This window comes from Spirillospora sp. NPDC048823, assembly GCF_043198445.1.
Lineage (GTDB): Bacteria > Actinomycetota > Actinomycetes > Streptosporangiales > Streptosporangiaceae > Spirillospora.
In genome coordinates, this window is the sequence record NZ_JBICUT010000001.1 from 667,092 (window position 1) to 691,943 (window position 24,852).

Below are 24,852 nucleotides of genomic sequence, written 5' to 3' on the forward strand. Positions count from 1 at the left end.
CCGCTTGTCACGGTCGCGCTCACCAAGCTCGCCCCGGCCTCGGGAACCGGGCCGGCGAAGCCGCGGCCCGCACATGCCGTCACGCGATCTTCTCCAGGCGGTCGGCTGCTTCGGCGGCGCCTCCGGCGGAGGCGATGGAGGCCGCGACGCGTTCGGCTGCGGGGCGGTGCGGGCCGTCCGTGAGGACGGCGGCGAGGGCGGTCCGGAGTTCGTCCGGGCGGACGCGGGAGTAGCGGACGGCGATGCCCGCCCCCGCCGCCTCGACCTGGCGGGCGATCACCGGCTGGTCGTCCCGGTCGGGGGCCGCCACCAGCGGGAGGCCCTGCGAGAGGGACGTGCAGACGGTGTCGTGGTCGCCCTGGCAGACGACGGCGGAGACGTGTTCGAGCAGCTTGTGCTGCGGGACGTCGGCACGGACGAGGACGTTCGGCGGCGGGTCCGCCACCACGTCCGGGGGCGCCACGAGGATCGCCTGGACGTCCATGTCGCGGACGGCTTCGGCGGCGATCCGGAAGAACCGGTCGCCGGACGGGCCGTTCGCCGCACCCATGGTGACCAGGACGGAGGGGCGGCCGTCCAGCCGGTCCCAGGGGAACGCGCGCGGCGCGGGGCGGCCGAGCGCCGGGCCGACGAAGGCGAAATGGTCGGGGAAGACCGAGATATCGCCGATCAGCCCTCCCGTGGAGAAGACCAGGACGAGATGGTCGGAGAAGCGCAGGTCGAGCAGGTCGTCGACGCCGTGGTCGAGCTGGAAGCCAGCGATCTGGTCGCGGATCCACTCCTCGACCTTCGGCAGGGCGGCGAGCGGGCGGGTGAACTCGGCGGACGTCGCGGCGGAGGTCGCCCACGGGATCCCGCGGTGCCGGGCCGCGACGGGGGCGGCGAGGGCGAACTGGTCACAGACCACGACGTCCGGGCGGAAACGGTCGATCGCCTTCCCGGTGCCCGGCATCATCGCGTGCCCGAGCGGGACGAGGATGTCCCTCCAGAGGAAGCGGAGTGCGGCGAGGCCGCGCAGTTCCAGCCACTCGTCCCGGAGGCCGGGCAGGCGTTTCCCGAAGTCCTCCCCGACGGCGTCGATGACGCGGGAGCCGGGGCGGAGCCGGGGTTCGAGGGACGCCCGGTGGCCCGTCCAGGCGACCTTGTGGCCGCGGCGCGCGAGTTCGGCGGCGACGGCGGCGGCCGGCGCGACCGCGGCGGTCGAGGTGACCCCGGTGCCGGCCCCGGCGCCGGCGGCGGCCCCGGTTCCGGCGGGTCCCGCGGTGTTCGGGGGCACAGGGCCGCTCAGCGGCGGGACGGCGAACAGGAAGCGGCGTTCGGGTGTTCTCACGCGCCGGATGCCGGGGTCTCCGAGCAGGGACGGGACCTGCATGCGGCGGGCGCTCATCAGGCGGCTCCGGCGGGCGTCCGCGTGCCGGCGATGTGGTCCGCCACGTCCCCGACGGTCAGGTTCACGATCTGGTCGAGGTCCAGACCGGCGAGGAAGGCGGAGAGGTCGCCGGCGTCGCCGTGGCGGACGCGGAGCCGGTCGGCGAGGGCCGCGAACTCGATGCTCTCCAGGGCGAGGGCGTCGCTGAACGTGGTCTCCGGGCCGATCTCCACGTCGAGGAGGAACTCCTCCCCCACCACGTCTGTCAGCATCCGGACGACCTCGGACAGGGCGTCGTTCATGCTCGGGCCTCCTCCATGTCTGTTCCGCCCGCCTCGACCGTCCAGGCCACGACGTGTCCTTCGAGTTCGCGTGTCTCCACCGTCGTGACCGTGCCGTTGGCGGCGATGAGGAGCCGTTCGGCATCGGCGACGGTCACGACGAGTTCGGGACGGTCGGATCGGGTGATGTCCATCGATTGCAGTACTGCTTGTTCTGCTGCGCGTACGCGTGCGTCCTTCTCGTCTTGGGCCAGGCCGATGCCGGCCGGTTCGTCGCCGGGCCGTACCAGGGCGACACCCAGTTCGGCGTCTGAGGCGATGGAGATGGCGAGGGGTTCATCGAACGGTCCTGTCACCATAGGCCCGTCGTGGACGGTGAGTTCCGCCGGGAACAGGGGCCCGTGGCCGTTGCGCCACAGGTGGTCCCGGACGGCGTCCTTGGCCGCGATCCGCCCGAGGAGCCATGGGCCTTGGGCGAACGGCGGGAGAGCCTCGTATTCGGCGCGTTCGCCAGCGCAGAGGTACTGGCGCATGAGGAGGTCGCGGGACGCGGTGCCGTCCCAGCGTCTGCGGGCCAGGCACCAGCCGCCCGGCTGCGGTTCGCCTGTTCCGGATACTTCGGCCGTGAACTTCATCCGCCAGAGGGCTTCGTCCGTGTAGTAGCGGTGAGTGGTCCATCCGTCGACGCGTGCCCACAGCGTCCCGTCCTCACGGACCAGTTCGGCGGAGCAGCGCATGGTCGTGTCGGTCAGGGACTGGTTCCAGACGGTCGTCTCCAGGTGTTCGCCTGTGGACGGCAGTGGCCCGTACAGGGCGAGCCGTTCGATTCCGACCGGGAACACGGTCTGGTTGGTGTCGCCGTACACCTGGATCCAGTGGCCGCAGAGCTGCCCTGCGCTGTCCAGGAGCGCGCCTGGTGTGGGCAGTGACGTCAGGACGGCGCGTATACCGTCCTCTGCGAGAGCCGTGATCTCGGTGATGCCGCGGAAGAGGGGGCCGTGGAACATCCAGCGTTCCTCGTACAGCCGTTGCGCGCTGACGATGGGCGGACCTTCGATGGTCAGCGGCGTGCGGTCCGGCGCGGGCGGCACCGGGTAGTGCTCAGCGAGCAGCACCGTCCCGTCCGCGTGCCCTTGGACGATGACCTTCACCTTGCGCGGCCGGTCGCCGCCGATGACGTAGGCGCTGACATCGGCGGTGGTCGGCGGGGCGGCCACGACCCAGCGGACGGCGCGGACGTCCTCGAAGCCGACGACGGCCATGTCGGGCAGCAGTTCCCGGGCCGTGTCGGCCATGACCTCCAGCAGCGTCGTCAGCGGAACGATCGGAAACCTGTCCGACATGTCGGGCCAGCCGGTGGCCTGCGGGAACACGCAGTGATCGCGCAGGTACGGCATCGAATCGAGCGAGAAGACACGCGAGACGGACAGTTCCTCCGCCACCGGCGGCACCTCGCCGGACGGCGCGGACGCCGGCCCGCCGCCGAGCGCCTCCAGGACCGACTGCGCCCCGGTCGCCGCGTCGTTGAGCAGCGCCTCCAGCTCGGCCACGACCGGATCGTCGGCCGGCAGCGGCGGGACACCGGACGTGAGGCGGACGGGCGCCACGGCACCGTCCAGCCGGACCAGCGGCGTCCCGAGATCGAGGGCCATGCCCGTGGCGGGCGCGGGCGGCGGCGACGCGCCGTACCCTTCGGCCCACAGCGCGGCGACGACGCGGCGGAGCTGAGCCATCCCGTCCCGGTTCGGGACGTTGACGGCCATCGCGAGGTGCTCGCGGCCGCCGAGCCGGTCGGCGACGAACCCCGTGAGACTCCCCGGTCCGACCTGCACGAACGCCCGCACGTGGGCCGCGCCGTACAGCTCCTCGATCAGCTCGCTGAACCGGACGGGTTCGAGCAGGTGCCGGACGGCGAGGTCGCGCACGCCGGCGGCCGAACGCGGGTACGGCGCGACGGTCGTCGCCGACCACGGCGGCACGCTGGGCTCGTGCACGTGCAGAGCCTCGAACGCGTGTCGCACCTGTTTCTCGTACGCCTCGGCCAGCGGTGTGTGGAGGCCCGTCCGGAACGGCAACTCCTGCCCGAGGACGCCCTCGGACGCGAGCCGCCCGAGGATTTCGCGGACCTCCCCGGCCGGGCCGCAGATCACCGACTGGTGCGGGCAGTTGTCGTGACTGACGAGAACACCGGAACGTCCGCCGGCCGCCTCCTGCGCCTGGGCCGCACCGCAGCCGAGCGCCGCGTACACGACGTCCTGGACATCCAGGGCGTCGCCGTCGAGGGCGCGGACCAGCGCCTCGGCGGCACCGGCGTCGAACATCCCGGCGGTGATCGTGGCCGTCCACTCGCCGAGGCTGTGACCTGCCACGACGTCCGGTTCGACGCCGAGTTCGGCGAGGGCCGAGGCCAGCAGGCGGCCGACGCCGATGATGTCGGCGGCGTGGCCCGCCAGGTCGGTGCGCCCGGTCGGCTCGGGCCGGGGCAGCCCGAAGTGCTCGGCGACATCGTCCACGCGGGGGTCGAAGGCGGGTTCGAAGCCGGGGAACAGGAACGCCAGCCGCCCGTCCTCCGCGAGGAGCGGGCGGGGTGAGAACCACACGTCGCTGCGGCCACGCCAAGCGGTTCCGCGCTGGACGACGGCTCGCGCCAGGTCGAGCCTGCGCGGCGTCGGCGCGACCACCGCGAGCCGGCACGGAAGGTCGGGGACGTCCCGCGGCGCCTGCGCCAGAAGCCTCTCGTCGGGGGCGGCCAGGGCGTCGGCGAGTTCGTCGGTCGTGCTGGCCGCCAGCCGCAGGACGACCTCGTCCGACGGCGGCGTGTCGAGCCGCCGGGGCCGTCTGGCCCGCCGGACGCCGCTCGACGGCGGCTCCTGAAGGACCAGATGGGCGTTCGCGCCGCCGAACCCGAACGCGTTGACCACGGCCCGTCGCGGCCCGTCCCCCCGCCCCCACTCGGCGGCCTCCCGCACGAGGCGCAGCCTGCCGTTCTCCAGCGCCGGGTGCGGGTCGTCCACGTGCAGCGTCGGCGGCAGGACACCGTCGCGCAGCGCGAACGCCGCCTTGATCAGCCCGGCGATCCCGGCGGCCGGCATCGCGTGCCCGATCATCGACTTGACCGTGCCGAGGCCGATCGGCGGGCCGCCCGTCCCGAACACCCGGCGCAGTGTCGCCAGCTCCGCCTCGTCGCCCGCCGGGGTCCCGGTGCCGTGCGCCTCGACCAGCCCCAGCGCGCCGGGCGCCGCCGGGTCGAGGCCCGCGTCCCGCCAGGCGCGCTCGACCGCGAGGACCTGCCCTTCCACGAGCGGGCTCATGATGCTCGACGCGCGGCCGTCGCTGGACGACCCGGCGCCCAGGATGACCGCGTGGACCCGGTCACCGGCCCGCTCGGCGTCCGACAGCCGCTTGAGCAGGACGACCCCGGTGCCCTCCGCCAGGAGCGTCCCGTCCGCCGCCCGGTCGAACGGCCGGATCGTCTCGCTCGGGCTCAGCGCGCGGAGCTGGCAGAAGACGCTCCAGACGGTCGCGTGGTGGGCATGGTGGACGGCGCCGGCCAGCATCGCGTCGGCCTGCCCGCCGCGCAGCGCCCGCACGGCGTGCTCGACCGCCAGCAGCGACGACGCGCATGCCGCGTCCAGCGTGTACGCGGGACCGTGCAGGTCGAAGCCGTGGGCGATGCGGGACGCGGCGAAACTCGGAACGAGCCCGATCGACGCGTCCGGGCCGTCCGGCCCCAGCCGCTCGCAGAACGCCCGCCGGATCTCGTCCAGCCGCTGTTTCCCCAGTTCCGGCACCAGCTCGGCGAGGATCCCGGTGACCTGGTGGGACGTCCTCACCCGCTGATCGAACCGTGCCACGCCCGGCGTGATGTATCCGCCGCGTCCGATGACGACGCCGATCCGGGCCCGGTCGGGCAGCCGCTCGTCGCCGCCCGCGTCCGCGATCGCCTCCCCGGCGGTGCGCAGCGCGAGAAGCTGGTCGGGTTCCATGCCCGGCACCGCCGCCGGCATGATCCCGAACCGCGCCGGGTCGAACGTGGCCAGCTCGTCGACGAACCCGCCGCGCCGGCAGTAGAACCGGTCGCTCTCCGGGGCCCGCCCGTATGCGCCGGGGTCGTAGTAGAGCGCGGGATCCCACCGCCCCGCGGGCACCTCGGTGATCGCGTCGAACCCGGCCAGGATGTTGCGCCACAGCTCGGCCGCCGACCCCGCGCCGGGGAAGACCGCCCCCGCGCCGACGATCGCGATCGGCTCCCGAGCGTCGCTCACCGGACTCCCCTGGCGGACACAGGCCCGGTGGACATGGGTTCGGTGGGGACGGGCCCGGTGAACACGACGTGCGTCTCATCTCCGTGCGCGATCTCGCGCAGCAGTGCCGCCGCACACGCCTCCGCCGCCGCCTCCGCCTCGACCGGCCCCTCACCACGTCCTCGTGCCGATTCGCGGGCCGGTTCGCTTCGCGCCCACGTGTCCCAGGCGGCGACGAGCACCCGCCCGCGCAGCCGCGTCCGCCAGACATGCGCGAGCGCGCCGCACGCGTCGCCCGCGGCCGCTTCCGCGACCTGCCCGCGGCCGCCGCGCACACCGGCGATGCCGCCGAGGACGACGAAGAACCCGAGGTCCGGCTCGACCGCCTGGGCGAGCGCGCACGCCCCGTCCACCTTCGTCCGGTAGACGCGCTCGAACGATTCGGGTGTCATGTCCCGGACCAGCCGGCTCTCGACGAGCCCGGCGCCGTGGACGACCCCGTCGAGCCGGCCGTGCCGGGCATGGACGTCGCCGACGACGTCCCGCACGGCCTGGGCGTCCCTCACGTCCCCCGCGTGGTACCGGACGGACGCCGCATGCTCCCGCAGCGCGTCCAGGTTCCGGCGTGCCTCCCGGTCCGCCAGGATCCGCCGGACCGCCGCCTCGATCTCTCCGGTGTCCCCTCCGCCTCTCGCGACCAGTGCCCGCCGGAGCCCGGCCTCGTCCGGGACGTCCGGGAACGCGGGCTCGCCCACCGGCTCCGGCGTGCGTCCCATGACCTCGATGTGGCAGCCGCTCGTCCGGGCCAGTTCCAGCGCCACCCGCGCGGTGGCGCCGCGTGCGCCGCCGGTGAGGAGCACGACCCCGTCCGGCCCCGGCGGCGTGCCGGTCACCGGGGGATCGCTCGGCGGTTCCGCCGGGACCACGCTCAGGCCGTGCCGCAGGCCGCCCGCGTGCCCGACCACGACCGGCGCGTCCGCGTCCAGCAGCTCCGCCGTGATCCGCTGCGCGATCGCCCGCGGCGTGTCCTCGGTGTCGACGTCCAGCGCCCGTACGAGCACCTCGGGATACTCCTGCGCGACCGTCCGCGCCAGCCCCCGCAGCCCGGCGCCCGGCGCCGGATCGCCGATGCCGCCGCCGAACCGCCGCCCGAACCGCCCGCCGGCCCCGCTCGCGACGACCAGCCACCGCATCCCGCCGGCCAGCGCCCGCCGGATGCCGCCGTACGCCTGAGGCAGCACGCCGGTCGCGCCCGGCCGCAGCGCCGCCAGATGGATCAGCCCGTCGCAGGCACCGTCGACCTCGCGCGGCGTCCGCACCTGCGCGCCGTGCCGTGCGAGCATGGCGGCGAGTTCCAGCGCGATCCCGCACCCGTCGTCGACGACGGTGAACCGCCGCCCCGTGAACGCCGACCCCGATTCGGGCGGCACCGGCGGCGCGTCCAGCTCCACGACCCGGAGAACGTGCCGGACCGGCCCCGGCCGGGCGGACACCTCCGCCGGCGACGCGGCCGGGCCGTCCGCACGGGGCCCCACCGAGGAGTCGCTCTCCGTGGAGGGCGCGGGGGCTCCGGGGCCGGAGAGGGCCATGGTCTTCACGTGTGAGCTCGGCCGCGCCGGCTGCGGGACGGTCACGGTTTCGCCCGAGACGACGGGACGGGGCGCCGGGACCGGCGCCGGTGGTGCCGCACCCAGGTGGCGGAGGACGACCTCGCGCTGAGCGGCGATCAGTTCGCGTCCGGCTCGCAGGTATTCCAGGACGGCGGCCTCGGCGTCACGGTCGCCGCCTTCCGGGACGCGTTCGGCCGGGCGGAGCGCGTTGTCCGGGTAGCCGCCGTCGGCGGTGCGGACGAGGTGCCCGTTGACGAGCCAGCCGGGCGCCGGCGCGGGGGCGGCGGTGAGCGGGCGGGCGCCGCGTCCGGCGAAGAGGGGCAGCGGGTCGACGGGGACACCGGCGGCGGCGAGCCCGGCCAGGGTGCGCAGGAAGTGCGTGAGGCCGTTCTCGCCGGGGGCGTCGCAGCTCACGGCGGTGTGCGGGCGGTCGCCGAGGATCTTGCCGATGAACCCGGTCAGGACGTCTCCGGGGCCCGCCTCGATGAAGGTGCGGGCACCCGCCGCGTACATGGCGTCGATCTGCTCGACGAAGCGGACCGGCGCGGCGATCTGCCCGGCGAGGGTGGCGGCGAGTCCGGCGGGGTCGGTGTCGTAGGGGGCGGCGGTCGCGTTGGCCCAGACGGGGAAGGCGGGTGAGCGGAGGTCGCGGCCGAGGAGGTCGGTGCGGAGGTCGGCGGACGCCGCGGCGACGAGGGGGCTGTGGAACGCGCACGGCACGGGGATGCGTTCGGCGGCGAGGCCCGCGGCGGACAGGGCGGCGAGAGCGCGGTCCAGGCCCGCGCGGGTTCCAGAGATCGTGACCTGGCGGGGCGCGTTGTGGTTGGCGATGACGACCTCGCAGACGCCGGAGAGCGTCTCGCGGACCTCGCGCAGGGACGCGGCGACGGTGGCCATCGCGCCCGGGTCGCCGCCCGCGGCGGCCAGGATCGCCTCGGCGCGGGCGGCGCTGAGTTCGATCATGTCGGTGTCGTCGACGACGCCGGCGGCGCAGAGCGCGACGAGTTCGCCGTGGCCGTGTCCGGCGGCGAGGTCGGGATGGACACCGACGGCGGTGAGCAGGCGGTGGACGGCGAGTCCGGCGATGCCGAGGGCGGGCTGGGCGACCCGGGTGATCTCGGCCTGGTGGCGGCCGGTCTCGTCGGCCGTGAACGCGGCGGGCGGGAACATCGCGGGGGCGTACCGCCCCCCGGCGAGGCGGAGGAGGCGCTGGAGGCGCGGGAAGGCGACGAAGAGGTCGGCGAGCATGGCGGGCCGCTGGCTGCCCTGGCCGGGGAAGACGAACGCGACCTGGCCGGGCCCGCCGGACGGGAGGAAGACGCCCGGTGCGGGGCGGAACTCTCCGGCGAGCGCGAGTCCGCGGCGGAGGTCGTCCAGGCCGGTCGCCACGAACGCCGCCTGCACGGGCCCCTCCAGGGACGCGGCCGTCCGCGCGAGGTCGCGGAGCCGCGGCTCGCCGGCGGCCAGTTCCACGAGGCGGTCGATCTCCGCGCGGGCGGCGGGACGGTCGGCCGCGCGGATCACGAACAGCTCGGCGGGCCATTCGGCGAGCCCGGACACGGGCTCGGGCGCACCGCCGTATCCGGACAGGACGGCGTGGAAGTTCACGCCGCCCGCACCGGAGCCGCTCACCCCCGCGTACCGGTCGCCGGGACGTGCCGCCCACGGGCGCGCGGCGCCGCCGAACACGAACGGGCCGCCGGGTCTCCACTCGGGGCCGGGGCGCGACAGGTGCAGCGTCCCCGGGAGCACGCCGGTGTGCAGGGCGTACGCGGTCTTGATGAGCCCGGCGAGGCCCGCGGCGCAGCCGGTGTGCCCGATCTGCGTCTTGACCGATCCGAGCGTGACGGCCCCCGCGGCGGCGCCGGTGAACGCCGAGGCCAGGGCGGTGAGTTCCGCCCGGTCACCGGCTTGGACGCCGGTGCCGTCCGTCTCGATGAGGCCGATGCCGGTGGGTGGGACGCCCGCGCGTTCGCAGGCGCGGTCCAGCGCGAGCCGCCGCCCTTCGCCGTGCGGCGGGGTGGGGTCCGCGTCGCCGGGGGCGCGTCCGTCGGCGGCTCCGGCGACGGACTTGACGACCGCGTAGATCCGGTCGCCGTCGCGTTCGGCGTCGGCGAGGCGTTTGAGGACGACGCAGGCGACGCCTTCGCCGGGCGCGATGCCGTCCGCGGACGCGTCGAACGCGGCGCAGCGGCCGGACGGCGACAGCGCGCGGGCCGCGGCGAGCAGCAGGTAGTCCCGGACGCCGTTGCCGAGGTCGGCGCCGCCGCAGAGCACCATGTCGCTGGCGCCGGTGACGAGGTCCTTGCAGGCGGCGTCGAGCGCGGCGAGGGACGCGGCACCCGCGGCGTCCACGGTGTACCCGGCGCCGCGGAGGCCGAGGGCGCCGGCGATCCGTCCGGCGATCACGTTGGAGAGGACGCCGGGCAGGGATTCCTCGGTGGGGCGCGGGAGCCGCTCGTCCAGGACGGCCGGCACCTCGCCGAAGTAGGACGGGAGCGTCGCGCGCACCGCGTAGGCCGTACCGAGGTCTCCGCCGCCCCCGGCGCCGAAGAACACCGACGTGCTGGAGCGGTCGAACGGCCGGTCGGCGTATCCGGCGTCCTGGAGCGCGCGCGACGCGACCTCCAGGGAGAGGAGCTGGACCGGTTCGATGCTGCCGAGCGCGTGGGGCGGGATGCCGTACGCGTGGGGGTCGAACGGGATGTCAGGGATGAACCCGCCCCATTTGGACGGCGACCTGCCTTCCGTGGACGGGTCGTAGTGGATCCCGGGGTCCCAGCGCGTGACCTCGGTGACGGAGTCGGCGCCCGCGACGATGTTCGCCCAGTAGCCGTCGGCGTCGCGGGCGCCCGGGAAGACGCAGCCGATGCCGATGATCGCGATGTCGGCGGGACGGCCGGACGGGGTGGCCCCCATGATCCCGGCCCGGGGAGGGTCCCCCGGCTCTCGCCCGTACTCGCCCGTGTCCGCCGCCATGCGCTGCCCCCCGACGTCCCGCCCGGCCCGGCTTCCCGGCCCGGCGCGGCTCGCAACAACGGTGCGCCACACTACGGTCGGCGACCCGTCCGTTACCGGGACGACACACCCGAGTGCGCGCCGATGGCGGCACCGCAAAGAAGTCCGGACCGTCCCTTGACGTGGCGGAGACCTCCGGAGCCCGGCCGGGGAGGCGGGTCAGACGGGGACGGTGGAGCGGTGCGGGCGGATGCCGTGCCGGACGATGCCCTCGTCGAGCCAGCGGTCCAGGTGCCGCCACGTGGTCGCCTTGGCCGAACGTCCGGTCAGCACGCCCAGGTGGCCGCCGGACGCGACCTCGAAGCGCACCTGCGGCGCCCCGCCCAGCAGCCGGACGAGCGGCAGGACGGCCCGGACCGGTGCGAGCGCGTCGCCGCGTCCCGCGATGGCCAGTACCGGCACGGCGACCCGGCCGAGATCCACCCGGCGGCCGCCGATCACGGCGGTGCCGCGCATCAGCGCGTTGTCCTGCAAAAGGGTCCGGTAAATCCGTCGTGCGGCATGTCCCGGATAGGCGGACATCATCTCCGTTAAATGATCGACGGCCTCGGCCTGAGCCAGGACATCGGCGTTGTGAAGGCTGGTCAGCATCCTGCCGGGACGAAGAATGCATTTGTCTATTCCGGTGACCTGGCAGACTCGTTTCACCAGTGGCCCTGGAAGGCCCCCGAACATCTGCCCCATCAGGTCCGCCTCCGCGCCGCGGCCGAGGCCGAGCAGCGACCGCAGCGGCGCCGCGCGCCGCACCGCGTCCGCGTCGACCGGCGCGGCGATCACGGCGACGGACGCGATCGGCAGGCCGGGCCCGTCGGCGGCGGCCAGCAGCGAGAGGATGCCGCCGAGACACCAGCCGACGAGCTGGACGGGCTGCCCGCCCGCGTCCCGGCTGACGGACCGGATCGCGTCCGGCAGCACGTCCCCGACCCACTCGTCGAGCCCCAGGTCACGGCCGCCGCACCCGGCCGGCGCCTCGTCGAGCAGGTAGCTGCGCCGCCCGGCCCGGACGACATGCTCGGCGAGGCTGCACCCCCGGCGCAGGTCGTAGCAGCGCGCCGGCGCCGCCGGCGGCGGGACCAGCAGCACCGGCGGCCCGGCCGGCACCACCCCCTCCGGCGGCCGGTAGCGGTGCACCGACCGGCGCGGCCCGCCGCCGATCGTCTCCGCCGGCATCGGACACAGATCGGCGACATGCCCGTACAGCGCCAGCTGAAGGAGATTTGACGTGGCGGCTCGCAAGCTTCGCGGGGAAAGGATCATTTCGTCATTATCCATCCACGTTCGACGGACACGCCGGGCGCGCATTGACCAAAGGCGGCCGTGCCTCCTCCACGGCCCCGTCAAGCCATTAGTACACTGGTCAGGGCCCGGTCGATATCGTCGGCTGTGAATCCTTCGTTAATTCGGATTGACAGCGCGCGAATTCTGCGGGCGAGGCCCGCTCCGCCGCCGCCGTCCCCGCTGGCTACTCTGGATCGTCGGGCACGTCGGCGCAGGCCGGGCGCCGGCCGATCGGATCGGTCGCCGTCCTCCCGGTGCGGACCGGCCGACGACCCGAGACGGTGATGCCCTGCCCCGCCCCGGTTCGACCACCGCATCAGGGGAACGGATCGAGGTGGACGCATGGAGGACGAGGCGGAGACGGCGATGCCAGCTCCTTACCTGACGGAGGTCTGCTGGTCAGGGTCTGCGCTGCGGCTGGCCGGCCGGGTCAAACCCAACGGCGCCGTCCCCCGGATCGAGCTCCTCCTGTGCGAACGCGGCGGCGGCAGGCTGCGCGTGCCCGCATCCACCGGGATGCACGGGAGCCTCGTCACGTTCGAGGCGCTCGTGGACGTCGCGATGATCGAGGGCGGCCATCCCCTTCCCGGCGGGCTCTGGGACGTGCACCTCTCGATCGGCGCACCGATGGAGACCACCGTCGTCCCGCTCGGGCGCGACCGCGACCCCGGCCTCGACGACTCGCCGCAGCGGCGTTTCCTGCCCGGCTCCATCACGGTCGTCGCCTACTTCGCCACCGGGGGGACCCTGGCGATCGACGTCGGCGGGCGTCCCCACGTCCTCGGATCCACCCTCCCCGAAGGGCTGGACTGGAACGAGCGGCGCGAGGAGATCATCGTCACCGGGCACCTCGACGTCCCGCGGACGGGCATGCCGTTCTCGGGGACGCTGATCCTGGAGGAGCGCAGGTCCCACCACTCCTACGAGGTCATCGCGATGCTGGAGGAACGTCCCGGCCGGCTCGGCTACACCGCCGCGGTCCCGGTGACGCGGGCGCTCATCGACGACCCGCTCCCCCGCGGGACGTGGGACGTCTCCCTGTGCCTGGGCTTTTCCGGGATGCACCGCGAGGTGCGGCTGCTGGCCCCGGAGGAACCCGTGGACGTGCAGGTGTGGCGGCGGTTCCGGCACGTCCGCGTCGTGTCCACGCGCACGCCCGACCCGCTGTCGATCACCGTCGGCCGCGTCTGAACGGGGCGTCCCACGAGAACGGCCGCGACGCCGCGACCACGGCCGACAGCAGCACCACCACGGCCGTTCCGCCGAGCAGGTTGACGCCGGACGTCGCGAGCGCCGCGTCGAGCGGGCCGTTCAGCGTCAGCGGCAGGATCGTCAGCAGCGCGACCGCGATCCCGCCGATCCAGGCGAACGCCCGGACCGGCCGCGCCGACGACGCCAGCAGCAGATGCATCAGCGCGGTCGCCTGGATCGTTCCCGCCATCGCGCACAGCGCGTAACTCGCCGCGGCGGGTTCCGCGGGGGTGTGCCGGCCCGCGAACACGGGGACGTCCACACCGGCCATCGTGCGCAGTCCGAGGGCCGCGGCGAACGCCAGGGCGCCGGCGGCCAGCGCGGCGAACCCGCCCGTCCACCACAGCGCACGCAGCGGTGGACCGGATCTCGCGGAGATCTCGTCGTGCAGCGCGACGAAGTCCTCGTACCGTTTCGGCGGGGCCTCCACGGGGCGCCGCCGCGCCGTGGAGGGACACCGGAACGATCGTTCCCAGGGCCTTGGCGCAGGGCGGCCGACGTGCCTGCCGGGCAGGCCGCCGGAGTACCGCCCGAATGACGAATCGGGCATGTTCCCTCCCCCGGTGCGAACGTAGGTGTGCTACCCGGCGCGGAAGGGTGGAACTCCCCCAAGCTCACATTTTGCCGATGTTTGGCGGGGTTGCCCGGCATGGCCGCAGGAGCGGAGGCGGCCGGAAAACGGCCGCCGGCGGCCCGGTGTGGGCCGCCGGCGGTCCGGTCAGACCTGGCCGGCCTTCTCCAGCGCCGCGCAGCAGGTGCCCGTGATCAGGCGCGCCACCACATACGGGTCGATGTTGGCGTTGGGGCGGCGGTCCTCGATGTAGCCCTGCTTGTCGACCTCGACCTGCCACGGGATGCGCACCGACGCCCCGCGGTCGGACACGCCGTAGCTGAACTCGCTCCACGGCGCCGTCTCGTGCATGCCGGTCAGCCGCCGCTCGATGTCGGCGCCGTAGCCCGCCACGTGCTCCTGCGCCTTCTCGGCGAGCGCCTCGCACGCCGTGACGATCGCGTCGTACCCCTCGCGCATCGCCTTGGTCGAGAAGTTCGTGTGCGCCCCCGCGCCGTTCCAGTCGCCCTCGACGGGCTTCGGGTCGAGGGTGGCGGAGACGTCGTGGTCCTCGGCGATGCGGTAGAGCAGCCACCGCGCGACCCACATGTGGTCGCCGACCTCCAGCGGCCCCGCCGGGCCGATCTGGAACTCCCACTGGCCCGGCATGACCTCGGCGTTGATGCCCGAGAGCTTCAGCCCGGCGGCCAGGCACGCGTCCATGTGCGCCTCGACGATGTCGCGTCCGAACACCTCGTCGGCGCCGACACCGCAGTAGTAGAAGCCCTGCGGGGCCGGGTAGCCGCGCTCGGGGAAGCCCAGCGGCCGCCCGTCCTTGAAGAACGTGTACTCCTGCTCGATCCCGTACCAGGAGTCCTGCGCCTCGTACTTCTCGGCGATCGGACGCAGCGCGGCCCGGGTGTTGGTCTCGTGCGGCGTGCCGTCCACGAGGTACACCTCGCAGAGCACCAGCTTGTCGTCCCCGCCGCGAATGGGGTCGGGGCACGAGAACACCGGCTTGAGAACGCAGTCGGAGCGGTCACCGGGCGCCTGGTTGGTGCTGGACCCGTCGAAGCCCCAGTCCGGCAGTTCGGCGCCGTCGGCCAGGATCCTCGTCTTCGACCGCAGCCGCGCGGTCGGCTCGGTGCCGTCGATCCAGATGTACTCGGCCTTGTAGCTCAAGGTGGGTCCCTTCGAGGCGTGTCTCAGCACGTTCAACCTGCCAATCAGGCATTTCGGACCTGTTGCCCGTTTGTGAACGCCGTGTAAACGCCCACGCGGGCGGCGTGAACCGCCGTTGCGGTGCGGCCCGGGGCGCCGGTCAGCCCTGGCCGGACGCGGGCTGGTCGCCGAGCAGCTGCGCGCGGACGCCGGCGAAGAACGCGACGAGGACGTCCACGCACTCCTCGATGTCGGGGTAGCGGCCGTCGAGGTGGCCGATCGCCATCGCCTCGGTCATGGACGTGACGCCGTCGGCGACCATCTCCAGCCGCAGCGCGCGCTCCGGCGTGTCCGCCGGGAGACCGGCGGCGACGAGATCCTCGACCAGGTGCGCACGGGTCACGGCGGCGCGGCGGCGGGCGGCCTCGCCCAACGGGGTGGCGCGGTCGAAACGGGTGCGGACGCTGAGCCGGAAGAACTCCGGGTGCGCGCACATCTTCTCGAGCGGGACGCGGAACGCGGCCCGGAGCCGCTCGGCGCTGCGGGGCGCGTCGCTGGACCGCTGCCGGGCCTCCCGGATCACGGGGCCGACCTGCCGGGCGGCCTCCTCGCCGAGCGCTTCGAGCAGGTCCTGCATGTTGCGGAAGTGCACGTAGAACGTGGACTGGGCGATGCCCGCACTGCGGCAGACGTTCCCCGTCGACAGACCCGCCTCGCCCTCGATGTCGAGGATGCGCAGCGCGGACCCGAGCAGCCGGCGCCGGGTCAGGTCCTTGGCCTCGCGCCGGCTCAGTGTCACATCGGGCATCGATCCCCCTGAACGGTTAATCCAACGATAGCCACACCGGCCATGGAATCAACCATGTCCCCTGCACAGCAGGCATGAATCAGTCGTTGTCAACCCATTGAAATCTCATTCGGTGATAGTACTATCGGCGAAAAGTCTGTGACCCCGGTCACGGAGAGGGGTTGTCGTGGGACTTGTGACGACACAGCGGCGGCGGCACCGGCGGCGCGCGGCCGCGGCCGGACTGGCACTCGCCACGTGCGCCGCGGTGACGACGGCGTGCTCGGGCGGCGCAACGTCCGGCGCCGGCTCCGGCCCGGAGGGGACACCGGTACGAGGCGGCAACCTGGTCTACGGCCTCGGCGCGGACGCCAACGGCTTCAACCCGATCACCGACTCGTTCGCCCCGCAGACCTACGCGATGGCCGGGACGATCATCGAGACGCTCACCACCGTCGACGCCGCCGGCCAGTGGCGCCCTCTGCTGGCCGAGTCCCTCGAGCCGAGCAAGAACGCCGCCCGGTGGACGATCAGGCTGCGCGAGGGCATCACGTTCTCCAACGAGCAGCCCCTCGACGCCGAGACCGTCAAGGCCAACCTGGACGCGCAGAAGGCCTCACCGCTGACGGCGGCGGTCCTCGCGCCGGTCAGCGGCATCGAGCTCGTCGACGCCCGAACCGTCCAGATCGATCTCGAAAGCCCGTGGGTGAGCTTCCCCTACACGCTGGCCAGCCAGATCGGCATGATCGTCCCGCAGATCGCGCTCACCGACCCCGACAAGGCGAGCCGGGAGCCCGTCGGCACCGGGCCGTTCATGTTCCAGAGCCACACCCCCGACAACCGCTTCATCGTGAAGAGGAACCCGGCGTACTGGCGCGAAGGGCTGCCCTACCTCGACCGTGTCGAGTTCCGGATCCTGCCGGACTTCCAGACCCGCGCGCAGACCCTGGAGTCGGGCGGCCTCACCGCCATGGCCACCCAGCGCGACAACGACATCGTCAAGTTCGGCAAGCTCGCCGAGCAGGGCGCGTACAGGCTGTACCGGGTCGCGGGCATGTCGGTCCCCGAGATGGCCTTCATGCTCAACACCGCCGCCGGTCCGACGAAGGACCTGCGGGTCCGGCAGGCGATGGCCCACGCCACCGACCGCGACGCGTTCATCAAGACGCTGCGCTCCGGCCTCACCAAGCCCGCCGACGGCCCCTGGTCACCGGACTCCCCGTGGTACGTCCCCGGCGGCTACCCCGCGTTCGACCCGGCCAAGGCCAAGGCGCTGATCTCCGAGTACGAACGGGAGAAGGGGCCGGTCCAGATCGAACTGCTGAGCATTTCCGACCAGTCGTCGATGCAGAACGCCGAACTCGTCCAGGACATGTGGAAGAAGGCCGGCATCGACGTCACCATCCGGCAGGCCGACCAGGCCGACCTCATCCAGCGCGCCCTGATGGGGAACTACAGCGCGATCGTCTGGGAGCAGTTCAACCGGCCCGACCCCGACAGCTCGTACTCCTACCTGCACTCCAGGTTCGCCCAGCCGGTCGGCTCCATCTCCATCAACATGAGCCGGATCAAGGACGAGCAGCTGAGCGCCGCCCTGGACGCCGGCCGCGCCGCTTCCGACGAGGCGGCGCGCAAGAAGGCGTACGCGACCGTGCAGAAGCGCCTCCGGGCGGAACTGCCGTTCATCTGGGTCGACCACCTCTCCACCAGCGCGGTGGTCACCAAGCCCAACGTGCACGGCCTGGCGCAGTACAAGCTGCCGGACGGGTCGGCCGCCAAACCGCTCATCGGCTCGCCGACGCACGCGTTCGGCCAGATCTGGATGGGCAGGTGAGCGCCGGTGGCCGCGATCCTGCTGCGGCGGGGCGCGCAGCTGCTGTTCGTCCTGCTCGTCGTGTCCCTGCTCGCCTTCTGGATGATCACGCTGCTGCCCGGCGACCCCGCCACGCAGATCCTCGGCTACTCCGGCGACCAGGCGGCGCTGGCCGCGGTACGGCACGACCTCGGCCTGGACGAGCCGTTCTGGCGCCGCTACCTCGCCTGGCTCGGCGGCGTGGTCACCGGTGACCTCGGCACCTCCTACATCACCAGCACCCCTGTGACCGAGTCCCTCGCCCAGCGGCTGCCGGTCACGCTGGAACTGCTGCTGCTGTCCCAGGTGATCTCGCTGGGCCTCGCGGTGCCCGCCGGGGCGGCCGCCGCCCGCCGCGCCGGCGGCCTCCTCGACCGGACGCTCACCACGGTGAGCTTCGGTCTGCTGTCCACCCCGGTGTTCGTGTCCGGCGTCGTCCTGATCATGGTGTTCGCGGTGCGGTGGCCGCTGCTCCCGGCCACGGGATACACGCCCTTCACCGCGGACCCGGCCGGGAATTTGCGGTCGATGCTGCTCCCGGCGGTGACGCTCGCCGCCGCGCAACTCGCCGTCTACGCCCGGCTCCTGCGCTCCGACCTGATCGCGACCCTGCGGGAGGACTACATCACGCTGGCCCGCGCCCGGGGCCTGTCACCCCGGCGCATCCTGTGGAGGCACGCCCTGCGGCCGTCGGCGATATCACTGGTCACGGTGGTCGGGCTCAACCTGGGAGCACTGATCGGAGGCGCGGTCATCATCGAGACGCTGTTCGGGCTGCCCGGCGTCGGACGGCTCATCGTCGACTCGATCCTGTCCCGCGACTACCTGGTCGTCCAGGGCGGGGTGCTCGTCGTCGCGGTCGGCTATGTCCTGGTCAACTTCGGCATCGACCTGCTCTACGGGGTTCTCGACCCGAGGATCCGCCATGCGTCCTGAAACCGTCGCGGCCGCGCCGGACCCCGCGGCGAAGCGGCGCAGGCGGCTGGGCTGGGGCTTCCGGCTCGCCGCCCTGTGGATCGTCCTCGTGGTCGCCGCGGCCCTGCTCGCCGACGTGCTGCCCCTGCCCGACCACGACGCCACGCTCACCGGCGCCCCCCTGGCGGCCCCCGGTCCGGATCATCCGCTCGGCACCGACGGGCTCGGCCGCGACATGCTCAGCCGCATCGTCCACGGCGCCCGGGTGTCGCTCGGCGTCGGCGTCGGCGCCGTCGTCCTCGGCCTGCTGATCGGCGGCCCGCTCGGCCTCCTCGCCGGCTACCGCCGCGGCCTGGCCGACCGGATCATCATGACGGGCAACGACATCCTGCTCGCCTTCCCCGCGCTGGTCCTCGCGCTGGCGGTGGTGGCCTTCGCCGGACCCAGCGTCCGCAACGTCCTGATCGTCCTCGGGCTGCTCGGGGTGCCCGCGTGGGTCCGGCTGATCCGCGGCGTGACGCTGTCCTTCGCCCGGCGGGAGTTCGTCACCGCCGCACGGGCCCTGGGCGCCCGCGGCGCCACCGTGATGTGGCGGGAGATCGCCCCGAACGTCGTCCTGCCCGCCCTCTCCTACGCGTTCACCGTGATGGCCGTCGTCGTGATCGCCGAGGGCAGCCTCGCGTTCCTCGGCCTGTCGGTGCGCCCGCCGACGCCCACCTGGGGCGGCATGATCAACGAGGGCCGCAGCACGCTGGACACGGCCGTGCACATCGTCCTCGTGCCGTCCGCCGTGATGTTCCTGACCGTCCTCGCGTTCAACCTCGTCGGCGACCGGCTCCAGGAACTCACCGGCTACCGGGAGAGCGGCCTGGAACCCGCACGCGCCCGTCGCCGGGCGGCCGCGCCGTCCGCTCCGCCCGCCCCCCGGCCGGACGGCCCGCCGCCGCTGCTCGAAGTGGCCGGCCTGCACACCGCGTTCCCCGCCCCCCGCGGGACGGTCCGGGCCGTCGACGGGGTGTCGTTCACCCTCGAACGCGGGCGCACACTCGCCATCGTCGGGGAGTCCGGCAGCGGGAAGTCGGTGCTCATCCGCTCCATCCTCGGGCTGCTCCCCGAGGCCGCCGCCCGCTCCGGCCGCGTGTACCTCGGCGACCGGGACCTCACCGGCACCGGACCGGACGGGATGCGCGGCGTCCTCGGCACCCGCATGGCCACCGTCTTCCAGGACCCGATGACCGCCCTCAACCCCGTCCGCACCATCGGCACCCAGGTGACCGAACCGCTCCGCGTCCACCTGGGAATGAGCCGAAATCAGGCGCGCGAGACCGCCGAGAAGCTGCTCGCCTCCGTCGGCATCCCGGAGCCGCGCCGCGTCCTGCGCGGCTACCCGCACCAGCTGTCCGGCGGCATGCGCCAGCGGATCACCATCGCGATGGCCCTGTCGTGCGACCCCGAGGTCCTCTTCGCCGACGAGCCCACCACCGCGCTCGACGTCACCGTCCAGAAGCAGATCATGCGGCTGCTGCACCGGCAGCGCGACGAACGCGACATGGCGATGGTGCTGGTCAGCCACGACCTCACCGTGGTCGCCGAACACGCCGACGACGTAATCGTCATGTACGCGGGCAGGATCGTCGAGCAGGGCCCGGCCGAGGCCGTGTTCACCGCCCCCCGCATGCGCTACACCGAGGCGCTCCTGCGCGCCGCCCCCGACCTCACCGCCCCGAGCCACACCCGGCTCACGGTCATCGACGGGCGCCCGCCCGACCTCGCCGCCCCGCCGGCCGGCTGCCGGTTCCACCCCCGCTGCCCGTTCGCCCGGGAGCGCTGCAGAACAGACGAACCGCCGCTGCTTCCGGGCGGGGACGGCCGGTCCCACGCCTGCTGGTACCCGGCGGACGACATCGACGCGCGGCCGGCCGCCGCGGAAGGGAGCGTGCGGCATGGCGGGTAGCGGAACCGCGCACCTGCGCGACGACGCGGTCCTGCGCGTCCAGGACCTCACGGTCACGTACCCGGCCGGGCGGCGCACCGTGCACGCCGTGTCGGGCGTGAGCTTCGACGTGGCCAGGGGCGAGACGCTCGGCATCGTCGGCGAATCGGGCTGCGGCAAGTCCTCCGCCGCCCGAGCGATCATGCAGCTGCCCCGCCCCGCCGCCGGATCTGTGCGCCTGTCCGGGCTGGAACTCACCGCCCTGCGCGGCGAGGCCCTGCGCCGCACCCGGCAGCGGCTGCAGATGATCTTCCAGGACCCGATCTCCTCACTCAACCCCCGCCGCCGCGTACGCGACATCGTCGGCGAAGGCCCCCGGGTCTGGGGCACCGCGGCCCGGATCGACGAGACCCTCGAAGCGGTGGGCCTCGACCCCGCCACCTCCGCGGGCCGGCGTCCGCACGAGTTCTCCGGCGGCCAGTGCCAGCGCATCAGCATCGCCCGCGCCCTGGCCCTCGAACCCGAAGTGATCATCTGCGACGAGCCCGTCTCCGCCCTCGACGTCTCGGTGCAGGCGCAGATCCTCAACCTGCTCGAAGACCTCAAGGCGCGTTACGGGCTCACCCTCGTGTTCATCGCGCACGACCTCGCGGTGATCAAGAACGTCAGCGACCGCGTCCTGGTCATGTACCTCGGCAAGACCTGCGAACTGGCGACCGGCGCGGACCTCGTCGAACGTCCCGCCCACCCGTACACCCGCGCGCTCCTGGCGTCCGTCCCCCGCGGCCCGTTCCGCCTCGCCCAGGACGAGGAGACCGGCGAACCCCCCTCGCCCATGGCACCCCCCAGCGGCTGCCGCTTCCGCACCCGCTGCCCCCGCGCCGACGCCCGCTGCGCGTCCGAGGAACCTCTCATGCGCCCGCTCGGCCCCGGCCACTGGGTCGCCTGCCACCACCCGCACGAGGACGCCGGCGGGTACACGGTGGACAATCGGTAGATGGGTGCCGGTACCGATTCAGATCGGCGCGTCCACCGCCGAGAATGGAGGAAAGTTCACTGGAAGGGGGTCGCCTTGCAGATCACACAGTCGACCGTCCCCGGCAACGGCACCCTGCATCACATCGTCACCCGAAGCGGCCACCGTTTCGCCGTGCTCGTGGACGCCGCGGAACGCCGCCACTTCTACGTCTACGGATCCGCCGCCGACGACGAGCCGTCCGAACGCTTCGTCCTCGACCCCGACGAGGCGGACCGGCTCGCCGACATCCTGCACCACCGCTCCACCGGCGACCGCCGTTCCACCGACGACCGCCTCACCGCCCTCGAACGCCGCCTCCAGGAACTCAAACAGCCGGCATAGCGGCGATTCAGCCCGCGACCTCGGCGAAGCCGCCTCGTCACGACGCGGGAAGGGGTACCTCGACGTCCGGCAGGTCGACCGGCTCGGCCTCGCGCCAGGCGCCGGACAGCAGGACGCTCAGCGTGAGCAGGTTCCAGCTCTGCCCCGGGCGGCGCGGCGGCACCTCCGCCAGCCGCCGCTCCACCGCACCGCGGTCGAGGATGGAGAACAGCTCGGACGGCCCGTCCAGGATGTGCTCGCGGAACACCCCGGCCAGCTCCGGCCCGTAAGACTTGCGCCAGTTGAACCCGGCGGCGCCCGTGCTCGGCGGCGAGGCGCGGCGCCGCCTGCCCCGCCAGTGGCGCAGCGAACGGGTGCGTTCGAACCGCCACCGCCTGCCATCGAACGGCACGTCCCGCAACCGCGGCGCGAACGCCTCCATGACCAGCGCGACCGGCTCCTCGCTCAGCCGCCACTGCACGGGCAGCGCCAGCGCCTCGCGGACCACCCGGTTGTCGAGGAACGGGTGGTAGTAGGCCCAGTTCATGAGCGTCGCGGTGTGCGAGCCCGCCAGCCAGCGGCCGGTCTTGTAGAACATGTGCAGCTTGTCGAGCACGTCGACGCCGTCGCGCTCGTAGCGTTCGGCCCACTGGTCGTAGTAGCGCTCGGCGTAGGCGTTGGCGTCCTCGCTGAGGAACTCGCGCTGAGCCAGGAAGATGGTCTTGAGCCGACCGTGGACGCCGTCGCGGGTCAGGTCGCGCTGATCGGTCAGGAAGCCGCCCCGCAGCCGTTCCCCACCGGACCCGGAGCTGCGCGGCTCCGGATCGTAGTCCGCCCACCGGTTGACGCCCTCATAGGCCGAGTTCATGCCTTCGCACATGCGGACCAGTGCGTGGGCACGCCGCACCGGGTGCCGGACGACGACCGCACCTGACTTCTGCCTGTCGACCGTGACCTGGCACTCCACCCCCAGCACCTCGGCCACCCGCTGCGCGAGCACCACGTCGGGGCTGTCGGCGAGACCGTGGGTGGCGCCGAAGAACGGCACCCCCGCCGCATGGCAGGCGGCGGCGATGAGACGGCTGTCGCGCCCACCGGACAACGCCAGCCGCATCGGCCGCACATGCTGCCTGAACGGCTCCACGGCCGCCAGCAGCGCCTCGGCCAGCGGCTCCACCCGCTCGCGGGCCTCCTTGCGCCCGCGCGGCACGGGTCCCTGCTCGGGCAGCGGGCGTGGGACGACGACAACGCCGCGGCCGCGCCGCGCGACGAGGCCGGCCGCGTTCGGGACCGCCTGCACACCCTCGAACGGCGTCTCGTCGGAGACGAAGAACCCGTGCCGCACCATCGACTGCAGCGCCATCAGGTCGTAGACGGGCGCCGGGCGGCTCACCCCGGTCGCCGCGGCCCTGGCCGCCAGGTGCGCAAGCAGAGCACGGGACGCCGCGAACCGCAGGCCGCCCGCCTCGGCGTGATAGACGGGGCAGGCCCGGGTCATGGACGTGGCGGCCTCGAAACCGTCCGGCCCGGCGCGGAACACCGAGAAGCAGCCGCCGATGTCGTCCACCTCGTCCCCGAGGACGTCGGCGCCGAGCAGCACGTCGGCGTCACCCTTGCCGCCCAGGTAGCCGCAGTAGCTCAGGGCACGGTCACCGGAGGTCAGGATCGGCTCCGGAAACGGCGCCTCGCAGGGCTCATTGGACCAGGCCAGCAACGCCGTACCGCCGTCGGGCGAGATCCATTCGGCCGTACGCCAGGCGTCCGCCGGCACGGGCACGGCCTCCACGATGGCCCGCCGGGCCGCCGTCAGCACGGCGGGTGTGATCTGCTCTCTGGGCTGCCGCACGGAGACGGCCAGGCAAGCACGCATGGGCGGCACCCAACCACCACCCGGCGAACACACCATGAACACCGGACGGCATGAAGGCACCCAACGTCCGAACCCGGCCGTGCAGCGGCTCCGTCCACGACCGATGAATTCGGCGAACGGGCATGGTCCATACGTTCAGACCGCAATCCGTGAACTCCGGAGGAACCCATGACCGCCCTACCACCCGTCGTCGACACCGAGACCTGGCGGCGCCACCTCGACGAGCTGCGCGTCCGGGAGAAGGCCGCGACCCGCGAACTCGATGCGATCGCCGCCGAACGCCGCCGGATGCCGATGGTCGAGATGCCCGACTACACCCTGGAGGGCGAGGAAGGACCGGTGCGTCTGGCCGACATCTTCGACGGCAAGCCCCAGCTGATCGTCTACAACCACATGTGGTTCCCCGGCGAGGAATGGCAGTGCGGGGGCTGCACCTGGTTCACGTCGCAGTTCACCCGGCTGGAGTTCCTGGAGGCCTACGACGCCAGGTTCGTCATCGTCACCCAAGGCCCGATCAACGAGGCACTCGCGTACAAACGCCGCGTCGGAAACCAGATGACCTGGTACTCCACCGCGAACAGCCCGTTCGGCACCGACGTGGACGCACCCCCCGGCGGCGGCTTCGCGGTCAACACCTTCCTGCGCGACGGCGAAACCGTCTACCGCACCTGGCACACCAGCGGCCGGGGAACCGAGCAGCTCAGCCACACCTTCGCGCTGATCGACCTGCTGCCGTACGGACGCCAGGAGGACTGGCAGGACTCGCCCAAGGGCTGGCCGCAGTCCCCCGCCTACAGCCGATGGCCCGACTCCAAGGACACCGCCGCCCACTACGGCCCACACGCCTGAGGCCATGATCCGCAACTGCGGACCAAGCCCCTGAGCCGTGATCATCCGCTGAGGGGCGTTGACCTGGGCCTCGGTCACAGGCATCCGGGGCGGCGCGCCCACTCCGTCCACAGACCTAATGGCACGCTAATGGCACGGACGCGCGGCGTAGCCACCGACGACCGTCACAGGCATCCGGGGCTTCCCAGAGTCAGAGGCCCCCGCCGGAGGCATCTTTTCCGAGTTGAACGACTTCGACGCGGCAGTCTTCATCGTCAACGGATCCGAAGCGGAGTTCGGCGTCGGTCGGTGGCAAGCTGGCCGCTCGAAGCACGGGCTCAATGATCCTGAACAGGGCTTCGGCATCCGGCCCGTAGAGGTAGATCCTCGCGGTCCGGCGCGGCCGTCCGGTGACCGACGCCCACGCCGCACGCTCCGGGCGGCCAGACGCGGGGCCGCGCAGCGGCCCAAGCACCGCCGTCCCTTGATCCAAACAGCCCGATTCGACAAGCAGTCACGGTGAAGATCCACCGTTCTCCCAGTAGATCCGATCTGACAACGTCTCA

General features: G+C 73.2%; 16 protein-coding genes. 7 read left to right on the plus strand and 9 right to left on the minus strand.

Translation table 11 applies throughout. The features are described 5' to 3' along the window. Positions 1–79: 79 nt before the first annotated feature. The 5 genes from ACGFK0_RS02885 to ACGFK0_RS02905 all read right to left on the minus strand — a co-directional run bounded on the left by ACGFK0_RS02885 (position 80) and on the right by ACGFK0_RS02905 (position 11,692). Positions 80–1,387 carry a nucleotide disphospho-sugar-binding domain-containing protein gene (locus ACGFK0_RS02885; protein WP_392899136.1) on the minus strand — a complete coding sequence of 436 codons (1,308 nt, stop codon included), beginning with the start codon at positions 1,385–1,387 and terminating at the stop codon, positions 80–82. Further along, positions 1,387–1,671 (minus strand): hypothetical protein, encoded by a 285-nt coding sequence (locus ACGFK0_RS02890; RefSeq protein WP_392899138.1) that lies wholly within the window; start codon positions 1,669–1,671, stop codon positions 1,387–1,389. Before ACGFK0_RS02890 ends, ACGFK0_RS02885 begins: the two co-directional genes overlap by 1 nt. Beyond that, a complete protein-coding gene (locus ACGFK0_RS02895; RefSeq protein ID WP_392899140.1) occupies positions 1,668–5,915 on the minus strand; it encodes a beta-ketoacyl synthase N-terminal-like domain-containing protein in 4,248 nt (1,415 codons plus the stop codon). The genes ACGFK0_RS02890 and ACGFK0_RS02895 overlap by 4 nt, the downstream gene beginning before the upstream one ends. After that, on the minus strand, positions 5,912–10,483 hold the full coding sequence (locus tag ACGFK0_RS02900; protein ID WP_392899143.1) for an SDR family NAD(P)-dependent oxidoreductase: 4,572 nt from the start codon (positions 10,481–10,483) through the stop codon (positions 5,912–5,914). Before ACGFK0_RS02900 ends, ACGFK0_RS02895 begins: the two co-directional genes overlap by 4 nt. A gap of 198 nt (positions 10,484–10,681) precedes the next feature. Beyond that, positions 10,682–11,692, minus strand: a complete 1,011-nt coding sequence (locus ACGFK0_RS02905; protein ID WP_392899146.1) for an alpha/beta hydrolase — start codon at positions 11,690–11,692, stop codon at positions 10,682–10,684. 450 nt (positions 11,693–12,142) lie between these two features. Between ACGFK0_RS02905 and ACGFK0_RS02910 the strand changes: the two genes are divergently transcribed. Then, positions 12,143–12,991 (plus strand): hypothetical protein, encoded by an 849-nt coding sequence (locus tag ACGFK0_RS02910; protein WP_392899149.1) that lies wholly within the window; start codon positions 12,143–12,145, stop codon positions 12,989–12,991. Here the strand turns inward: ACGFK0_RS02910 and ACGFK0_RS02915 are convergent. From ACGFK0_RS02915 to ACGFK0_RS02925, 3 genes are all read right to left on the minus strand, one after another. Next, positions 12,972–13,601 (minus strand): hypothetical protein, encoded by a 630-nt coding sequence (locus ACGFK0_RS02915; RefSeq protein ID WP_392899151.1) that lies wholly within the window; start codon positions 13,599–13,601, stop codon positions 12,972–12,974. The genes ACGFK0_RS02910 and ACGFK0_RS02915 overlap by 20 nt on opposite strands. 168 nt (positions 13,602–13,769) lie before the next feature. Next, positions 13,770–14,783 (minus strand): glutamine synthetase, encoded by a 1,014-nt coding sequence (gene glnII, locus ACGFK0_RS02920; RefSeq protein ID WP_392899154.1) that lies wholly within the window; start codon positions 14,781–14,783, stop codon positions 13,770–13,772. A 139-nt stretch (positions 14,784–14,922) separates the two neighbouring features. Next, on the minus strand, positions 14,923–15,570 hold the full coding sequence (locus ACGFK0_RS02925; protein ID WP_392899156.1) for a TetR/AcrR family transcriptional regulator: 648 nt from the start codon (positions 15,568–15,570) through the stop codon (positions 14,923–14,925). 166 nt (positions 15,571–15,736) lie between these two features. Here ACGFK0_RS02925 and ACGFK0_RS02930 point away from each other — a divergent pair, with 166 nt between their 5' ends. From ACGFK0_RS02930 to ACGFK0_RS02950, 5 genes are all read left to right on the plus strand, one after another. Continuing rightward, positions 15,737–17,383 (plus strand): ABC transporter substrate-binding protein, encoded by a 1,647-nt coding sequence (locus ACGFK0_RS02930; protein WP_392899159.1) that lies wholly within the window; start codon positions 15,737–15,739, stop codon positions 17,381–17,383. Positions 17,384–17,389: 6 nt separating this feature from the next. Further along, positions 17,390–18,337, plus strand: coding sequence for an ABC transporter permease (locus tag ACGFK0_RS02935; protein WP_392899162.1), 948 nt, complete (start codon positions 17,390–17,392; stop codon positions 18,335–18,337). Next, positions 18,327–20,270, plus strand: a complete 1,944-nt coding sequence (locus ACGFK0_RS02940) for a dipeptide/oligopeptide/nickel ABC transporter permease/ATP-binding protein (protein ID WP_392899165.1) — start codon at positions 18,327–18,329, stop codon at positions 20,268–20,270. The genes ACGFK0_RS02935 and ACGFK0_RS02940 overlap by 11 nt, the downstream gene beginning before the upstream one ends. Further along, positions 20,260–21,246, plus strand: coding sequence for an ABC transporter ATP-binding protein (locus ACGFK0_RS02945; protein WP_392899167.1), 987 nt, complete (start codon positions 20,260–20,262; stop codon positions 21,244–21,246). The genes ACGFK0_RS02940 and ACGFK0_RS02945 overlap by 11 nt, the downstream gene beginning before the upstream one ends. A 75-nt stretch (positions 21,247–21,321) precedes the next feature. Continuing rightward, positions 21,322–21,609, plus strand: a complete 288-nt coding sequence (locus ACGFK0_RS02950; RefSeq protein ID WP_392899170.1) for a hypothetical protein — start codon at positions 21,322–21,324, stop codon at positions 21,607–21,609. A 37-nt stretch (positions 21,610–21,646) separates the two neighbouring features. On the opposite strand, the gene ACGFK0_RS02955 is transcribed toward ACGFK0_RS02950, so the two are convergent. After that, on the minus strand, positions 21,647–23,458 hold the full coding sequence (locus ACGFK0_RS02955; protein ID WP_392899173.1) for a hypothetical protein: 1,812 nt from the start codon (positions 23,456–23,458) through the stop codon (positions 21,647–21,649). Between the two features lie 168 nt (positions 23,459–23,626). Here ACGFK0_RS02955 and ACGFK0_RS02960 point away from each other — a divergent pair, with 168 nt between their 5' ends. Beyond that, the gene (locus tag ACGFK0_RS02960; RefSeq protein WP_392899175.1) at positions 23,627–24,307 is read left to right on the plus strand and encodes a DUF899 domain-containing protein; all 681 of its coding nucleotides are present in this window, start codon (positions 23,627–23,629) and stop codon (positions 24,305–24,307) included. The last annotated feature ends 545 nt before the right edge of the window (positions 24,308–24,852 follow it).

What these genes read in the sequence shown, in the direction of transcription:
- ACGFK0_RS02885 (WP_392899136.1), bottom strand. Translation starts at nt 1,387, where the DNA reads ATGAGCGCCCGCCGCATGCAGGTCCCGTCCCTGCTCGGAGACCCCGGC.
- ACGFK0_RS02890 (WP_392899138.1), bottom strand. Translation starts at nt 1,671, where the DNA reads ATGAACGACGCCCTGTCCGAGGTCGTCCGGATGCTGACAGACGTGGTG.
- ACGFK0_RS02900 (WP_392899143.1), bottom strand. Translation starts at nt 10,483, where the DNA reads ATGGCGGCGGACACGGGCGAGTACGGGCGAGAGCCGGGGGACCCTCCC.
- ACGFK0_RS02905 (WP_392899146.1), bottom strand. Translation starts at nt 11,692, where the DNA reads ATGCCGGCGGAGACGATCGGCGGCGGGCCGCGCCGGTCGGTGCACCGC.
- ACGFK0_RS02910 (WP_392899149.1), top strand. Translation starts at nt 12,143, where the DNA reads ATGGAGGACGAGGCGGAGACGGCGATGCCAGCTCCTTACCTGACGGAG.
- ACGFK0_RS02915 (WP_392899151.1), bottom strand. Translation starts at nt 13,601, where the DNA reads ATGCCCGATTCGTCATTCGGGCGGTACTCCGGCGGCCTGCCCGGCAGG.
- ACGFK0_RS02925 (WP_392899156.1), bottom strand. Translation starts at nt 15,570, where the DNA reads ATGCCCGATGTGACACTGAGCCGGCGCGAGGCCAAGGACCTGACCCGG.
- ACGFK0_RS02940 (WP_392899165.1), top strand. Translation starts at nt 18,327, where the DNA reads ATGCGTCCTGAAACCGTCGCGGCCGCGCCGGACCCCGCGGCGAAGCGG.
- ACGFK0_RS02945 (WP_392899167.1), top strand. Translation starts at nt 20,260, where the DNA reads ATGGCGGGTAGCGGAACCGCGCACCTGCGCGACGACGCGGTCCTGCGC.
- ACGFK0_RS02955 (WP_392899173.1), bottom strand. Translation starts at nt 23,458, where the DNA reads ATGCGTGCTTGCCTGGCCGTCTCCGTGCGGCAGCCCAGAGAGCAGATC.
- ACGFK0_RS02960 (WP_392899175.1), top strand. Translation starts at nt 23,627, where the DNA reads ATGACCGCCCTACCACCCGTCGTCGACACCGAGACCTGGCGGCGCCAC.